Below are 15,701 nucleotides of genomic sequence, written 5' to 3' on the forward strand. Positions count from 1 at the left end.
CTTAGATGAGAAACTTTTGACTCATAAATGAAACCTCTTAATGTTTCTTAAACTACTCTCTCAGGAATCTATTATGGAAAAATCATTTTTAACATCTGTCATCAGTAATATATTTCATTAGATATCTCTATGGTTGTGAGCTAAGAATCTGTCAAAAGATATAGATTGAATATACGCCAGAAGTTGCACCACTCCTTTAGTAATAGATTAGACAAACAGGTAAGACAAAAACACGATTGTTGAGCGATGAGGGTATCAAAATAGTGGAATTTGACACGGATCATGGAAGTATTTTTATGCTTGATTGTCGCAGATGAATAATTAATCTGTTTAATATAAATGTGACATAACTTTACAATAAGCGCAAGATATCAATTTATTAACTTGATTCATGGTTCTATGAGCCAGTAAAACGAGAGCGAAAGAATTGGTAATGGCATCAAAAGATTTTTCATTGCAAATCAGTATGAATTTCCCCTACTCTGGTTTCCATAACTACTGACTTAAATCTTTTTTTCGCTGTTTTCAAAAACTTTTTTCTTCTGGGCTTAACAGCAACAACCAAACTCTACTACTTACCCAGCCCAGCCATATCACTAAAATAAGCAACAAGTTTCTTTATTCTCAGTAATAGTGTGCGGCTAAGTGTAGCCTAAAGAGCCTTGTGCAAGTGTCAGGAATTAAGTGAAACCAATGACTCAAAAATATACTGATTCCAACTCTCAGAACAGTAGTAATGATCTGTACAGAGAATTGTCCTCAACAGATAACCGATATCTTGAATCTTCAGCTAACGGTTCCCATCCGATGGATGATTTAGAGGTTGACAGGATAATTCAGCCTTTATCTTCCGATGATTTTAATCCCACACTCTCGGTTGCTGATACCATCGTTCAGATGTTGGTAAAACTGGGTGTATGCAATGCTTTTGGCGTTGCTGGGGGTGCAATGGCCAGTCTGTGGAATGCGCTATCGAACAGTACATTACAAGTGCTGAACTTTCGCCACGAAGCAGGTGCTGCCTTTGCGGCTGTCGAAGCACATTTTGCTAGCGATCGCCCCACTGTCGTTTTTACCACAGCCGGGCCTGGGATAACTAATGCTCTCACTGGTTTATTTGCTGCTCGTGGTGAAGGTGCCAAGGTGATTCTATTGTCAGCTTGTACCTCAGCACCACAACGCGGACGTTGGGCAATTCAAGAAACCAGCAGTTACACCTTACCCAGTGGGGGAATGTTTACCCCAGGCGCATTGTTTAACTATGCCATCACTATTGAATCGGCTGCTCAACTTCCCCAAATTTTCCGCAAACTAGCTTTGGGTTTAGCCCAACCAGGGGGATTTGTAGCGCACTTAAGCATTCCTACTGGTGTGCAAACCAGTTTAGTTGAAGGTATATCTTGGCCACAACTAGATGTTGCTGCTTATCGGGTGACAGCCAAACCAGAAAAAATCGCTAAATCTGCAATGCTGTTATTCTCCGAACCCTTTGCTATTTGGGTTGGTTTTGGGGCGCGGCACGCAGCCGAGGAAATCCGTCAATTAGCGGAGAAAACTGGCGCAGCTGTTATGTGTTCACCCAGAGGTAAAGGTATCTTTCCCGAAAACCACCCTCAGTTTGTGGGTGTAACAGGTTTGGGTGGTGATGCTTCCGTAACTACCTATATGGAACAACAACCACCAGCCCGCACCCTTGTACTAGGAACCCGCCTTGGTGAACCCACTTCTTTTTGGAATCAAGCGATGATTCCCCAAAAAGGCTTTGTCCACGTAGATATAGATCCGGAAGTACCAGGAGTAGCCTATCCCCATGCCAACACTTTCTCGATTCAGTCTGATATCAAAACCTATTTACAAGAACTTTTGAAGTATTTACCAGATACTGCTTGTGCTGATGCTTCATCTCTACCTCATCCCCAACCGGAAGCCATCGCACCAGCCCCAGACTATCCAGTGCGCCCAGAAATATTAATGGCAGCCATTCAAAAGATAGTTGTTGAAGGTAGTGATGCGGTAGTTTTGGCAGAGTGCGGTAATTCCTTTACTTGGGCAACCCACTGTCTACGGTTTACCACACCCCATCGTTATCGAGTCAGCACTGGAGTAGGCGCAATGGGACACGCCGTTACAGGTGTAGTGGGTGCAGCCCAAGCACAAAATAGTAAAGCCGTCGCCATTGTAGGTGATGGAGCCATGCTGATGAATAATGAAATCAGCACCGCCGTCAAATATCAAATCCCTGCGGTTTGGATAGTCCTGAACGATGCTCGATACAATATGTGCCATCAAGGTATGAAAGTATTAGGATTACAAGGCGCAGATGCAGAGATGCCCCCTACCAATTTTGCTATGATTGCGCGGGGGATGGGTGCAGAAGGTGTTGTAGTTGAGAATGAGTCTGATGTAGAAGCTGCCTTAGAACAAGCGATCGCAGCCAAAGTTCCTTTTGTCGTCGATGTGATGATTGATCCTGATCGCCCTGCTCCTTCTGGCGGACGCAATAAGAGTTTGGCAGCCCAAGGAGTAAAATCAACAACCACTAAAAAGACTGCTCACCAAGTTTCATTTCCCTGTGTATAACTTCCAGTTTTAGGGGATATGTAATGAAAACAGAATTTTTTCTCCTGTCGATGAGCCGGATGGGGCGATCGCTAACAGGAATTACGGCAATCATAAGAACTTGGTATGAAGAGTTTAACCCCCTCCATACCAGTAATTCAAGAATGAAGTTAGAAATATAAAAGCTGTTGTGCTTGCCAAGACATACATTACAAACAGTAAGCTTTTATTTCCTGAACATTTCAATTATACAAAGTGACAAAGTTAGCTAAATGTTTTGTAAGAAATATTCACATATTAGGTATTTTTACTCTCTTTTGTGATTAGCGATCGCCTAACCAGATTTAGCTAATTTTGTTGCTCTATTTCTCCCCAATCATCCTAGTCTGCCATCGCCAATTGTTTAGATAATTAATTGCCCTAATCAATCCAAAATCAAGATTGAGGAACCAAAATGCAGCTATTTGAAACTGTTAGAGAAATGGGACATGAGCAAATACTCTATTGTCACGGAAAAAATCCAGACATCAGAGCCATTATTGCGATTCATGACACCAGTTTAGGCCCAGCAATGGGAGCAACCAGACTTTTTCCTTACGTTAATGAAGAAGCCGCTTTAAGAGATGCTTTACGGCTAAGTCGTGGCATGACTTATAAAGCCGCTTGTGCTAATATTCCCGCAGGTGGAGGGAAGGCAGTAATTATTGCTAACCCAGAAGATAAAACCGAAGAAATGTTGAGAGCTTATGGACGTTTTGTAGAAAGTCTAAAAGGACGTTTTATTACAGGTCAAGATGTCAACATCACCCCGCAAGATGTCCGCACAATTAAACAAGAAACTAATTATGTAGTTGGTGTAGAAGAAAAATCTGGTGGACCTGCTCCCATCACAGCATTAGGAGTATTTTTAGGCATAAAAGCTGCTGTGGAATTTCGTTGGCAGACCAAAACACTCGAAGGTATGAAAATTGCTGTACAAGGGTTAGGTAATGTTGGTAAAAACCTTTGTCAGCACTTACATGAACATGGTGCTAAACTTGTCATTACTGATATTAATCTAAAAAAAGTAGCAGAAATAAAATGCCTTTTTGGTGCTACAGTAGTAGAGCCAGAAGAAATTTACTCACAAGATGTAGATATATTTGCTCCCTGTGCGATGGGAGGAATTATCAACAGTCAAACAATTCCCCAACTCCAAGCAAAAATTATTGCTGGTGCTGCCAACAATCAATTAGAAAACGAGCGGTTACATAGCCAAAGACTAGCAGAGAAAGGTATTCTCTACAGTCCTGATTATGTAATTAATGCTGGGGGAATTATCAACGTTTATAACGAGATGATTGGCTACGAAGAAGAGAAAGCCTTCCAGCAAGTCCATAATATTTACGACACACTGCTGAGAATTTTTGAGATTGCTCAACAGCAAAGAATTACCACCAACGAAGCCTCCAAAAGATTAGCAGAAGAACGAATCATGCAAGCCAGAATCAGTAAAAATCAGCAAATTGCTGCTTAACCTAAAACTCTCACTCATCTCTCTTCTCTGCGTGACCATATTCACCACCCAAATAAGGTAACTGTAACCGTACATTTGAGGAGCAACAAGTGGAAAAAAATACATTTGCGACATCAGCTTATATTGCTACTTCACCTGAAAGCGCATTTGAATATCTTTGTAGTTTAAAAAATCTAGATGAGTGGACACTTTTTAGTCGGATGCAAGAGCAAATTGACGAAGATACATGGCTAGGAACTGCATCCGGTTATCACAGAAATCTTTATTATCACGTTAAAAAGCTTGAAAATCCTCTATTCTACGGCATAGAATGGCACTGCGGGTTTGAGTATAATCAATACTTCCAAGTTTATCCCGTGCTACTTTTCCCACCCCAATATATCGAACCAGAAAGTGATGAAGAAGGCGTATATTTTCATTGGTTAAGCTTTGTAGATCCTGCGCGGCAAACACCAATGATTATGCAGGGAATTCACACCGTACATACCTCTGAGTGTCGTTCTCTCAAAGCAAATCTAGAGCGCAAAGTTGGTAAAACCACATCTGCAAAAGGACGTTATTTTATTGATACCGATACCATCTATGTTGATGCTCCAGTTGAACTGGGAGTTGATTATTTAAAATCAGTTAAAAATATCGATGAATGGGCGCATTTAGTCAGACCTTTAGGTGAACTTAACGGTCAATCAGGTGAATTTCTAGACGAGTATAATCAGAAAGTCAAAATTTCAGTACGTGTCCAGAGTCTGAGCAAATATTACTTACTAGAACAAGAATACTTTTATCCAGAACACAACTTTTATCAACGTTCTGTAGCTTTGTTAATTCCCACAGCTTATGCTTTTGCCGATGCCAATGCTTCCGGCTTCATCCTACATCGGATCACTTTCTGGAAAGATGGAGAACAATTCACTCACGGCAAACTCCAAATAGAAGACTTCGGTGCCGAGAGCATGAACATTAAACGCCTCTTAGAAGGTAAAGCCGGCAACCTCAAATCCTTTGATCGAGGCAGAATGGCACTAAGAAAAGCCGAAACGCTGATCAATTAAGCAGTTTGCAATTGTTTACGTAATTCATGCCGGGGTTTGGTCATCAAGGGGTAAATTTTGGGGCGACGTTTACGAACTCGTGGTTCACTACGACCTGGGCGGTAGGGAACAGCCTTGTGAGGAATAACTTTGAGTAAAGTACGATAAATTTGAAGACGTTTTGTTGAATGAGCAGCTAATAATTTGGGAAGAAAGTTAATTAAATGATGGCGAGTACCTTGTAGCGATAAGCGTAAGGGAGGAGTATTATAAGTAGTTCCAGCCTGCCACATTAAGCTACGAAGTAGATTGTAAGCGAGTAAATAAACATGAATTTCTTTGCGGATCATAGAAGGAGTTTTACACCGTAGAACATCCATCCCTAATGTGGTTTTCAGATGTCTCAAATCCAATTCAACATCCCAACGTTTACCATAAAGTCCAACAACTTCTAGAGTAGAATAAGTTGCTTTATCTAAAAGAGTAGTAATCAAGCTAACTCGTTGAGTGCGAAAACCAGGAATAACGATGTAATAGTAAATCTCTCGCAAAGTTATGGTTTGAGGTAGAGCATTAAATTCATCTTTATTCAATCCTTTTGGACAACTTTTAGGCTTATGCCAAGTAACTAACTTGTCACAATCGCCAACAATTTTGCCTTTTCGCATGGTTGTTGTCCGAGATTGATGCTTGCGAAATACAGCATCACAGCCAAGTTTGGTAATAGAAACGATATCGGCGTAAGCACAAAAAGCTCTATCCCCTAAAAGTACATCATTTGGTTTGAGAAAACTGTACATTTTTCTCGCTAATTTAATATCATGAGTGTTCAAAACGTCTATGCACAGTGCAACAGCGGCTCCAGTAACTAAACTGAATATTACCCCGATTTTGGCAATTGGGAACCCACATCCTTCTTGTTGAGTGCTAGGTTGAGGATATTCTTTTTGGTTTTCTTGTGTGTCAGGCATAGATACAGTTGAGCCATCTATTACTTTCACATTTCGACCACACCATAAATTTTCTTGGTTCACTTTCTCTTCTAAGCTTTGTGCAGAGAAATTAAAAAGTTTTTCTAATAATTTTTCTGGCAACCTTGCCCTAGCTTGACAATAAGCACTTGTATCTGTTGAAGGAATTTCTACTTCTGATTCTGCCAAATGTGCAATTATTTTACTTACAGCGTTATGACAAGTTTTATCAGTATCCAAAACCTGAGATAAAAATGCCCACAACGTTATTAGCGGGTCAAATAATCGCTTTTTGTATTTAATATTTAATTCAGATATTGCTTGTCTAATTGCCGATTCTGGCAATAGTTCTTTAAAGGGTAGCCCTAAACTTTGGCTAAATTTATCCTTGAGAATTTGTACTCGTAGTGTCACAGTAGTGTTTATGATCTTGGCTTGCTCGTCTTCAAAAAGTATTTCATGAGCGAGCAAGCTTTTTCTACCGACAAAAATTTTTGGCCAACCATACATCATCTTTCTCAGAGCGATCGCCTGACTCAGGCTATTACTGCTAAATGGGCATTAAAAGCTGTAGCCCCTGAAATGTATGGCTTCTAGCTTTTCTTAGTGCCATTCGGAAATCTACCAAAGTCAGCACATGGAACAATGGATCACAAAAGAACTAGAAACAACAGAATTAGGAGACATCAGAAGAACCAAACGGTTAATCAAAATCGTAGAAAACTTAAGTGCTAAACCAGAAGCGAGTATTCCCCAAGCCAGTGGCACATGGGCGGCAACGAAAGCCACCTATGACTTTTGGGATTCACCATACATCAAACCAGCGATGATTAGACAAGGACATCAAGATGCGACAGTAGAGAGAATAGCCAAGCATGAGGTAGTGTTGGCGATTCAAGACACCACAGAACTCAACTACACGACTCACAAAGCCCTATCGGGAACAGGATATCTCGATAGCAAATATGCTCAAGGATTAAAAGTCCACTCAGTCATGACAGTCTCGCCACAAGGAATACCATTAGGGATAATTGAGCAACAAGTATGGGCGAGGAAGGAAGAAGAATTAGGGAAAGCGGAACACAGAAAACAAAAATCGACAGCGCAAAAAGAAAGCCAAAGGTGGTTGGAGGCGTTGAAAACCACTGAGTCAATGATCCCAGAATTAGTACAAGTAGTCACAATTGCCGATAGAGAAGCGGATATTTATGACTTATTTGCCTGTCCGCGTCGTCCTGGTTCAGATTTTCTGATTCGGGCGGCACAAAATCGCTGTTTAGCTGACACCCAGCAGCATTTATGGGAACAGCTAGAATCTATTGATGCACTCGGTACAATTACTTTGGATGTGAAACGCAATCCTACACGACCGCAAAGAACTGCTACCCTAAATCTCCGTTATCGCACAATTACCATTGCACCACCCCAAAATCGCCCCAAGACTGAACAACTAGCTCCCATCACATTACAAGCAATTTTGGTCACAGAAGTTGACCCTCCACCAGAGTGTGAGCCGATTTGTTGGTTACTGCTGACTACCCTGAAAATTAGGAATTTGCAAGATGTCTTGCAGTATGTGCAATGGTACAGTTATCGTTGGTTGATTGAACGTTATCATTATGTCTTGAAAAGTGGTTGTCGTATCGAGAAGTTACAACTAGAAACCGCCCACAGAATCGAGATGGCTTTGGCCACTTATAGCATCGTTGCTTGGCGTTTATTGTTCTTGACTTACTTAGCTCGTTGTCAAAAAGATGCCAGTTGTGAACAGGTGCTACAACCTCACGAGTGGCAAGTCCTTTATGCCACCTTACATCACCAAGTTTATCCTCGTACATCACCACCCACTTTGGCTGAAGTTGTCAATTGGATTGCTCGATTGGGTGGGTTTTTAGGTCGTAAAGGCGATGGGTATCCTGGTGTTAAAGTTCTCTGGCGTGGCTTGACTCGATTACATGATCTTGTTGAAGGTTGGGAAGTTTGTCAGTCTCTCTATCATTAATTATTAATTCTTGCCTGATCTAGAGTCAATTTTTTGGGTGTGAGTGCTTCCATTCCTCCGATGAGATGTTCACACCCAGGTTGTGATGAGATCATTTTGACTTTTTGTTGTTTTTTTCCTTCTCATCTTGATTTTTCCCCATCGTTGCTGCTGTTATTTTGTCTGACTCCTGACTGCATCACTCCTTACTTCTGTCAACTTTCCTGTTAAGAAAGATGTTTATAATGGATAGCTTTTTAAGGGGGATTTAGGGGGATCTGACAGTATTTGATACATTACCAGAGACTTTTCAAACAACCTCTTACGTGAATTTGAACAACAGCCACAGAACTTGGTGACAACCAACCGAGGTGAAAAATGAAATTAGGAACAGACAACAACTTTCACTTAACTTACTGTACTAATATTCACCCTGGGGAAACATGGGAAAAAGTCTTTGCTAATCTCAAGCAGTATATTCCACCTTTAAAAGCAAAATTAGCACCGGATAAACCCTTTGGTATTGGCTTGCGTTTAGCAGCAGTAGCAGCCAGAGAATTACTCCAAGGGAATACCTTGACTCAGTTTAAATCATGGTTGAGTGAACAAGATTTATATGTATTTACCTTGAATGGGTTTCCTTATGGACAATTCCATTGGCAAGTAGTCAAAGACCAAGTTTATGCGCCAGATTGGTCAAAACAGGAAAGGTTAGACTACACATTACAACTAACCCAGATTCTCACAGAATTGTTACCAACTGATGTAGAAGGTAGCATTTCCACATTACCTTTATCTTACAAACCTTGGTTTAAAGGTAATGCACTTATGCAAGCACCTGTCATGTTAGATGCGAGTCTGCACATAGCACAGGTAGTAGAACAAATGATTCGCATTCGGGTTGAACAGGGAAAACTGCTGCACTTAGATTTAGAACCAGAACCCGATGGCTTAATTGAAAATGCAGCCGAAGTAGTTGATTATTTCCAAATGTATTTATTACCCATCGCTGGGGAATATTTAACCAAAAAGTTAGAAATCTTGCCCGAAACGGCTGAACAATACATATTAGATCATGTGCGTGTTTGTTATGACACTTGCCATTTTGCGGTTGAATATGAAGATCCCATCTCAGTGTTACTGCAATTTAAAGCGGCAGGAATTCAGATTGGCAAGATACAAATTAGTGCTGCATTACAGGTGAAAGTACCACAAGATATTCAGCAACGCCATCAGATAATCAAAAGATTACATCCTTTTGCTGAGTCTACATATTTACATCAAGTGATTGGACTGACACACAATCGCCGACTGATTCACTATCAAGACTTAGAAACTGCCTTACCAAACCTAGAAAACACCACTGATGAAGAATGGCGGATTCACTTCCATGTCCCGATTTTCGTCCGTGACTATCAAATATTACAATCTACTCAAGATGACATTGTGAGTGTACTAGATTTACTCAACCGTCATCACTTCTGCAACCACCTAGAAATTGAAACCTACACTTGGGAAGTCTTACCCGATGAAATGAAACTAGACTTACCAGCCTCAATCCAACGTGAATATGAGTGGATTCTCAGGCATTTATTAGCAAAGCAAAAGCAGTTAGTTACTAACGGGACTTAAACAAAAATTAAGCCCAAAAAGAGTATAATGCTTAACTAACATAGCTTTCACGTTAGAAAAAGCTCATGAAAGAAACCACTCCCACAGCGATGCCCCCGTGCTTTGAAAGATGGTGTCAAAGATTTGATGATGTGTTTACTCATAAAGCTCAAAAAAGAGAGTTTAGACACTATATAGGGGGATTACTGGGGGAAAGTGAGAGAAAAAACCTGTTTCAAATGGCGGATAATGCTGTAGGTGTAACTTACCACCGATTACATCACTTTTTGACCGAAGCACCTTGGTCTAGTGGGCAGGTGAATGAGCGTCGATTGGAAATCATGAATAAGTGCAGTCAAACGAGAATTAGTAGAGGTTTTAGCTTAATAATTGATGATTCTGGTCATAGAAAAAGTGGTAATTTTACTGCTGGTGTGGGGAGACAGTATATTGGAGAAATTGGCAAAACAGATAATGGAATCGTAGTAGTAACAACGCATTTATATGATGGCAGAAAAAGCTTACCGTTAGATATAGAGTTATATCAACACGCTGATTCTTTAGCTCAAGGAAAACAAGATCCTCTATTTGAGAAAAAACCAGAACTAGCAATCAAGTTAATAGATCAAGCCCTAAACAGAAAATATCAACCTGGGATAGTAATTGTAGATGCTGGATATGGCAACAATACATCATTTTTATTAGAGTTGGAAAAACGGCAATTAAAATATTTAGGAGGATTAGCTAAAAATCGAAAAGTAACAGTTAATCAAACAGATAATATTCAACAAACAATTCGGTTAGATGAATTAGCCCAGAGCTTACCCAAAGAGGCTTTCACAGAAATTCAAACAGATTTGGATAAACCCAAAACATTATGGGTAGTAACTTGTGAAGTGGAAATATCAAGTTTAACTGGAAAGCGAAATATTGCTATCGTCATGAATGCTTCTACTTTCTCAGCAGCCACCGATATTGACTACTTCATCACTAATATATCTTCATCAATTGTTACACCACAATGGATAGTTGATACATATTCTCAAAGGAATTGGGTAGAAGTTTTTTACAGGGAAGCTAAAGGATGGTTAGGACTTAAAGAATATCAAGTTCGTGATAAAAGGAGTTTACTGCGCCATTTTATTTTGGTTTTCTGTGCCTATACTTTTATTCTTTGGCATCAGTTAACTGGAGGATTAAGACGACGGTGGGCAAACAAACCTTTAAATACTTTTACTGAAGCTTTAGAAGCTTTCAGAACAGCCATGTCTTTTCGATTTATTGATTGGTTGAACTTAAATCGTGACGTGTTTGCTGCTTACAAAGCTAGTTTGGGTTACATTTGGGCTTGATTTTTGTCTAAGTCCCGATAGATACTTGTGGTACAGGTGGGGATGGGGCTTCAACTTTTAATATTTCTACGGCTGTGGCCTTTGTTGCCGCCGCCGCCGGGGTGAAGGTTGCCAAGCATGGCAATCGTTCTGCATCTAGTAAGACTGGTTCGGCTGATGTGTTGGAAGCTTTGGGAATCAATCTCAACGCTAACCCAGAGAAGGTAAAAGCCGCAGTTGATGCAGTTGGCATCACTTTCTTGTTTGCCCCTGGTTGGCATCCGGCGCTTAAGGCGGTTGGGGTTTTGCGAAAAACTCTGAAAATCCGGACTGTTTTTAACTTGCTGGGGCCTCTAGTCAATCCCATGCGTCCGACGGGACAAATTATTGGTGTGAATGATCCATTGTTAATCGAAGAAATCGCCCAAGCCTTATCACAGTTAGGTTGTAGGCAAGCGATCGCTCTCCACGGTCGAGAAAGGTTAGATGAGGCTGGACTAGCAGATGTAACTGATTTAGCTGTGCTGCAAGCAGGACAAGTACGCTGTCTCACACTCAATCCTCAAGAACTGGGTTTAAATCATGCACCAACTGAGGCATTGCGTGGTGGAGATGTTCAAGAAAACGCGGAAATTTTGAAGGCTGTTCTTCAAGGTAAAGGCACTCCAGCCCAGCAAGATGTGGTTGCTTTAAATACGGCTTTAGCATTGCAAGTTGGCGAAGCCATTGAAGGGACAACAGATGTTTTGGAAGGCTGTGTTCAAGGGATGATTCGAGCTAAAGAAGTTCTGCAAAGTGGCGCAGCTTGGACAAAGTTAGAACAACTGGCTGAATTTTTACGCTAAGTAAGTATTAAGGGAAATAACAATGATTGTCATACTTAAAAGTGGTACACCTGCTGATGAAATTACTCGCATTAGCCAAGGCTTAAACGAGGTTTGGGGTGTCACTGTAGAAAAAAGTGTCGGGAAACACAGAGTTATCCTCGGTGTGATTGGCGATACTGCCACCATCGATACATTGCAAATTCAAGAGTTTAGCCCTTGGATTGGGCAAGTCATGCGAGTTCAAAAACCTTTCAAGCGGGCTAGTCGAGAATTCCGCTATGGTGAAGCTAGCGAGGTGATTGTTAACACACCAAACGGCCGTGTGCATTTTGGAGAGCATCATCCTGTAGTAGTGGTAGCCGGCCCTTGTTCAGTGGAGAATGAGGAAATGATTGTTGAGACAGCCAAGCGGGTAAAGGCAGCCGGAGCTAAGTTTTTGCGTGGGGGAGCTTATAAACCCCGGACCTCGCCCTATTCGTTTCAGGGACATGGAGAAAGTGCCTTAGAGTTGTTGGCAGCAGCACGAGCAGCTACAGGTTTAGGTATCATCACTGAAGTTATGGATACAGCTGACTTACCAGCCGTAGCTAGGGTAGCCGATGTTATCCAAGTAGGTGCGAGAAATATGCACAACTTTTCACTGCTGAAGAAGGTAGGCGCACAAGATAAACCTGTACTGCTCAAGCGGGGGATGTCTGCCACAATTGACGAGTGGCTGATGGCGGCTGAATATATTTTGGCGGCTGGTAATCCTAACGTAATTCTTTGTGAGCGAGGAATTAGAAGCTTTGATAGTAAATATGCCCGTAATACTTTGGATTTGTCAGTGATTCCAGTATTGCGATCGCTCACCCATTTACCAATCATGATTGATCCTAGTCATGGTACAGGTAAATCTGAATATGTGCCACCAATGGCCGTTGCTGCGATCGCTGCCGGTACAGATGCTTTAATGATTGAAGTTCACCCCAATCCAGCTAGAGCTTTATCTGATGGGCCGCAATCTTTAACTTTTGAAAAGTTTGACATTTTAGTACAAGAAATGTCAGTAATTGGCAATGTTGTTGGACGTTGGAATCAACCTGTCTTGGTTGGTGCTATTTAGGTTGATTTAGCAAGAAAGGCAGAGGGCAGGAGGCAGAAGGCAGAAGGGAACTCTGTTTCCTGCCCTCTGCCACGACCGTTCGCGGAGCGTCTCGAAGAGAAGGGAGTAGGGGTTTAAGCCCCACACCAAAATCTTCGATTTGGTGTCTTGCAATCAGTGTAGGTCTGTTCGCGGAGCGTTCCCGAAGGGTAGCCTACACGCTCATTGCAGTCCTTCTGCCCTCTGCCCTCTGACTTGAAAGAGCAGGGGGAGCAGGGGGAGCAGGGGAGGCAGGGGGAGAAAGACATCTTTCATGTTTGACTGTGAAACTTGCTTCATCGGGACTGCCTTCTGCCTTCTTCACTTATAGAGAAAAGTAAAAATTGTAGGGTAATGAAGATTGAGTTCGTAGTAAGGATTTTAGTCCTAAAACAAGGGCTAAAGCCCTTACTACAAACTTATAATTATTTACACTATTTTACTTAGTTAAATTGCAGTCTTAGCTTTATACCTCCTCAAACCTCCTCGTTGAAGGGGAGTGTATGCGATAGTGCGGTTAGCGTCTTTCATGATTTATCAGTGATTCAGCTATCTTAATTTTATTGATTAATAATTCAGAAAAATAATTCACTATTTAAATGAATATCTAAATATTTTTCATTGCAAATTCTATAAATAAATTTTAACATTTTATCGTGCAGACAACATCAATTAAGTCTCAATAAACGCTGCGAGAAATTAGTTAGTTTAATCGTGTCTCATTGAAAGAATTGCATCTAAAAATTCAATAGAGATACCTGGATTATTCTAGATTTGATAATCCAACTTCATCGCCTATAAATGATGGCTTCTCATTTATTTAATATTCCATATCAATGGAATATTTATCTAAAAAATAAGAGGATTAATTCTGATGACAGACGCAACGAATGTTGGTGGTGGCAACTTCCAATCTGGTAATCTTGGTAATCTCCTTCGGCAATCTCCCTTTGGTGCTTTGCTCAATATTCCAGGATTAACCGAACAGGATTTAATAGCAGCTTTTGGCAGAGCCACTGGTAATAGTAATAACCCCTTCGGTAACGGTAGCCCCCCAAATGGCGGTGGAAATGCCCCCTCTAGCGGTAATCCCTTTGCTAACTTTGGCAACCCAAATGCTCCTGGTAGTCCTTTAACTGGTGGAGTTAACCCTTGGGCTACTAATAACAGTGATCCTTTGACTGGTGGTAACAATCCTTTTGCAGGGGGTAACAATCCTTTTGCAGGTGGTGACAATCCTTTTGCAGGGGGTAACAATCCTTTTGCAGGTGGTGACAATCCTTTTGCAGGTGGTGACAATCCCTTTGCAGGTGGTGACAATCCCTTTGCAGGTGGCAATAATCCCTTTGCAGGTGGTGACAATCCTTTTGCAGGTGGCAGCAATCCTTTTGCAGGTGGCAGCAATCCTTTTGCTTAGAGGATTTCTGAGAGGTTGTTTGAAAAGGGGTTAGCTATGATTTTGGAGACTTATTGATCCCCCCTACCCCCCTTAAAAAGGGGGGAAATTGAATCAAAGTCCCCCTTTTTAAGGGGGATTTAGGGGGATCTAAACGATATTGGGTAAAGTGATCAGACTTGTGTTTACACCATAGCTTAAAACAGAGCATTAACGCAGATGAAACAATTTTCTGACAACCAATTTATTGTTAATAATAGTACCTCTAATCTAGTAAATCCATTTGCGGCTTTTGGTAGTCATACTACTAACAGTAGTGTGTTAGTGGGTGATAGGAATACATCTGTAATTAGTGATATTGATTTTTTAATTAGGAATAGAACTAGCCAAATTCCACAATTGATTTTTGACCGCTTAAAGTTAATTTTAGGTGATGACTTCTTCAATGGCGCTAACAACCAATTTTTCACTAACGGAGGCAACCCTTTTACTATTGGTAATACACCTGTTGGTAACGGTAATAGGGACTTCGGGAATGACAATGCAACTATAGGTAACGGTAACTGGTACTGGGACTATGTTAGTAATAATTCGACTCTAGGTAATGGCAATTGGTATTTCGGTAATGATAATACAACCATAGGTAACGGCAATTGGGATTTCGGTAATAACAATACAATTATTGGTAACGGTAATTGGGTGTTTACCAGTGGTAACACAGTTATTGGTAATGGTAACTGGCTGGTAGATAGCGACAATACAAGTATTGGTATAAGTAACAATACCGAAAGCTTAGAGTTGTTTTTACAAGTAAGTCAGACTGATATTGACAACTTAATTAACTCGCTTGTCGGGAGAATAGGTCAAGATTTTATGGTGTTAACAGAAAATTTTGACACAACAGAATCTGAGACATTTAATCGACTCATCGTTTCTAGAAGTTCTGAAACTAATAATGGTAATATATCTACTGACATTGAGCAGTTCTTGAAAATACTCAGTATCATTCCTAGCAATCAGATACCTTACCAACCAGGACAAAACGTTCAATCTGTCCCAGAACCTACATCGTCAATGTCGTTGATATTATTTGGCTGCGTATGTTGGCTGTTTTTGAGGCGTTGGAGGAGAAATGAACCGAAAAACAGCATATTTGTGAGCTTGAGGCGATCGCAACCCTAAATATCAGACTATAACTAAACTCAAGAAAATATATAATCAAATTCACAATAATTAAGATTATTTTAATTAGTTAAAACTAATTTAGTTGTCGTTGCATTTGTTTACATATCTTGCATTGTTATATTGCAGTTTGTAACTATTTTGTGTAATCCCAAAGAATATTCCTTTAGACT

At 40.7% G+C, this 15,701-nt stretch carries 12 protein-coding genes and 1 pseudogene; 12 read left to right on the plus strand and 1 reads right to left on the minus strand.

Going from position 1 to position 15,701, the window contains the following annotated elements:
• Positions 1-693 precede the first annotated feature (693 nt).
• The 4 genes from scyA to scyC all read left to right on the plus strand — a co-directional run bounded on the left by scyA (position 694) and on the right by scyC (position 5,127).
• Positions 694-2,580 carry a scytonemin biosynthesis protein ScyA gene (scyA, locus tag NOS7524_RS04385; RefSeq protein WP_015137263.1) on the plus strand — a complete coding sequence of 629 codons (1,887 nt, stop codon included), beginning with the start codon at positions 694-696 and terminating at the stop codon, positions 2,578-2,580.
• 23 nt (positions 2,581-2,603) lie between these two features.
• Positions 2,604-2,741: a hypothetical protein gene (locus tag NOS7524_RS29830; RefSeq protein WP_171815343.1), complete on the plus strand. Its 138-nt coding sequence runs from the start codon at positions 2,604-2,606 to the stop codon at positions 2,739-2,741.
• 272 nt (positions 2,742-3,013) lie between these two features.
• Positions 3,014-4,075 (plus strand): tryptophan dehydrogenase ScyB, encoded by a 1,062-nt coding sequence (gene scyB, locus NOS7524_RS04390; protein ID WP_015137264.1) that lies wholly within the window; start codon positions 3,014-3,016, stop codon positions 4,073-4,075.
• Positions 4,076-4,164: 89 nt separating this feature from the next.
• The gene (gene scyC, locus NOS7524_RS04395) at positions 4,165-5,127 is read left to right on the plus strand and encodes a scytonemin biosynthesis cyclase/decarboxylase ScyC (RefSeq protein WP_015137265.1); all 963 of its coding nucleotides are present in this window, start codon (positions 4,165-4,167) and stop codon (positions 5,125-5,127) included.
• Here scyC and NOS7524_RS04400 read toward each other — a convergent pair.
• Entirely contained in the window at positions 5,124-6,491 is a 1,368-nt protein-coding gene (locus NOS7524_RS04400; protein WP_041555549.1) for an IS4 family transposase, read from the minus strand. The genes scyC and NOS7524_RS04400 overlap by 4 nt on opposite strands.
• Before the next feature lie 45 nt (positions 6,492-6,536).
• Between NOS7524_RS04400 and NOS7524_RS29835 the strand changes: the two genes are divergently transcribed.
• The 8 genes and pseudogenes from NOS7524_RS29835 (at position 6,537) to NOS7524_RS04440 (ending at position 15,528) form a co-directional block, all read left to right on the plus strand.
• A complete protein-coding gene (locus NOS7524_RS29835) occupies positions 6,537-6,674 on the plus strand; it encodes a hypothetical protein (RefSeq protein WP_171815344.1) in 138 nt (45 codons plus the stop codon).
• 40 nt (positions 6,675-6,714) lie between these two features.
• Positions 6,715-8,079 (plus strand): IS4 family transposase, encoded by a 1,365-nt coding sequence (locus NOS7524_RS04405; RefSeq protein ID WP_015137267.1) that lies wholly within the window; start codon positions 6,715-6,717, stop codon positions 8,077-8,079.
• A gap of 357 nt (positions 8,080-8,436) precedes the next feature.
• Entirely contained in the window at positions 8,437-9,690 is a 1,254-nt protein-coding gene (gene eboE / locus NOS7524_RS04410; RefSeq protein ID WP_015137268.1) for a metabolite traffic protein EboE, read from the plus strand.
• Positions 9,691-9,755: 65 nt separating this feature from the next.
• Positions 9,756-11,021, plus strand: a complete 1,266-nt coding sequence (locus NOS7524_RS04415) for an IS701 family transposase (protein WP_015116159.1) — start codon at positions 9,756-9,758, stop codon at positions 11,019-11,021.
• A gap of 17 nt (positions 11,022-11,038) precedes the next feature.
• A pseudogene (gene trpD / locus NOS7524_RS04420) lies at positions 11,039-11,845 on the plus strand (anthranilate phosphoribosyltransferase); the annotation flags it as partial.
• A 22-nt stretch (positions 11,846-11,867) separates the two neighbouring features.
• Positions 11,868-12,932, plus strand: coding sequence for a 3-deoxy-7-phosphoheptulonate synthase (gene aroF / locus NOS7524_RS04425; protein ID WP_015137270.1), 1,065 nt, complete (start codon positions 11,868-11,870; stop codon positions 12,930-12,932).
• Positions 12,933-13,824: 892 nt separating this feature from the next.
• The gene (locus tag NOS7524_RS29025; protein ID WP_051039178.1) at positions 13,825-14,367 is read left to right on the plus strand and encodes a hypothetical protein; all 543 of its coding nucleotides are present in this window, start codon (positions 13,825-13,827) and stop codon (positions 14,365-14,367) included.
• A gap of 198 nt (positions 14,368-14,565) precedes the next feature.
• Positions 14,566-15,528: a hypothetical protein gene (locus NOS7524_RS04440; RefSeq protein WP_015137271.1), complete on the plus strand. Its 963-nt coding sequence runs from the start codon at positions 14,566-14,568 to the stop codon at positions 15,526-15,528.
• Positions 15,529-15,701 lie beyond the last annotated feature (173 nt).

This window comes from Nostoc sp. PCC 7524 (assembly GCF_000316645.1).
Lineage (GTDB): Bacteria > Cyanobacteriota > Cyanobacteriia > Cyanobacteriales > Nostocaceae > Trichormus.

Excerpts from the sequence above, each read along its gene's own strand:
- scyB (WP_015137264.1), top strand. The coding sequence starts at position 3,014 with ATGCAGCTATTTGAAACTGTTAGAGAAATGGGACATGAGCAAATACTC.
- NOS7524_RS04415 (WP_015116159.1), top strand. The coding sequence starts at position 9,756 with ATGAAAGAAACCACTCCCACAGCGATGCCCCCGTGCTTTGAAAGATGG.
- scyA (WP_015137263.1), top strand. The coding sequence starts at position 694 with ATGACTCAAAAATATACTGATTCCAACTCTCAGAACAGTAGTAATGAT.
- NOS7524_RS04440 (WP_015137271.1), top strand. The coding sequence starts at position 14,566 with ATGAAACAATTTTCTGACAACCAATTTATTGTTAATAATAGTACCTCT.
- NOS7524_RS29835 (WP_171815344.1), top strand. The coding sequence starts at position 6,537 with ATGAGCGAGCAAGCTTTTTCTACCGACAAAAATTTTTGGCCAACCATA.
- NOS7524_RS04405 (WP_015137267.1), top strand. The coding sequence starts at position 6,715 with ATGGAACAATGGATCACAAAAGAACTAGAAACAACAGAATTAGGAGAC.
- eboE (WP_015137268.1), top strand. The coding sequence starts at position 8,437 with ATGAAATTAGGAACAGACAACAACTTTCACTTAACTTACTGTACTAAT.
- NOS7524_RS29830 (WP_171815343.1), top strand. The coding sequence starts at position 2,604 with ATGAAAACAGAATTTTTTCTCCTGTCGATGAGCCGGATGGGGCGATCG.
- aroF (WP_015137270.1), top strand. The coding sequence starts at position 11,868 with ATGATTGTCATACTTAAAAGTGGTACACCTGCTGATGAAATTACTCGC.
- NOS7524_RS29025 (WP_051039178.1), top strand. The coding sequence starts at position 13,825 with ATGACAGACGCAACGAATGTTGGTGGTGGCAACTTCCAATCTGGTAAT.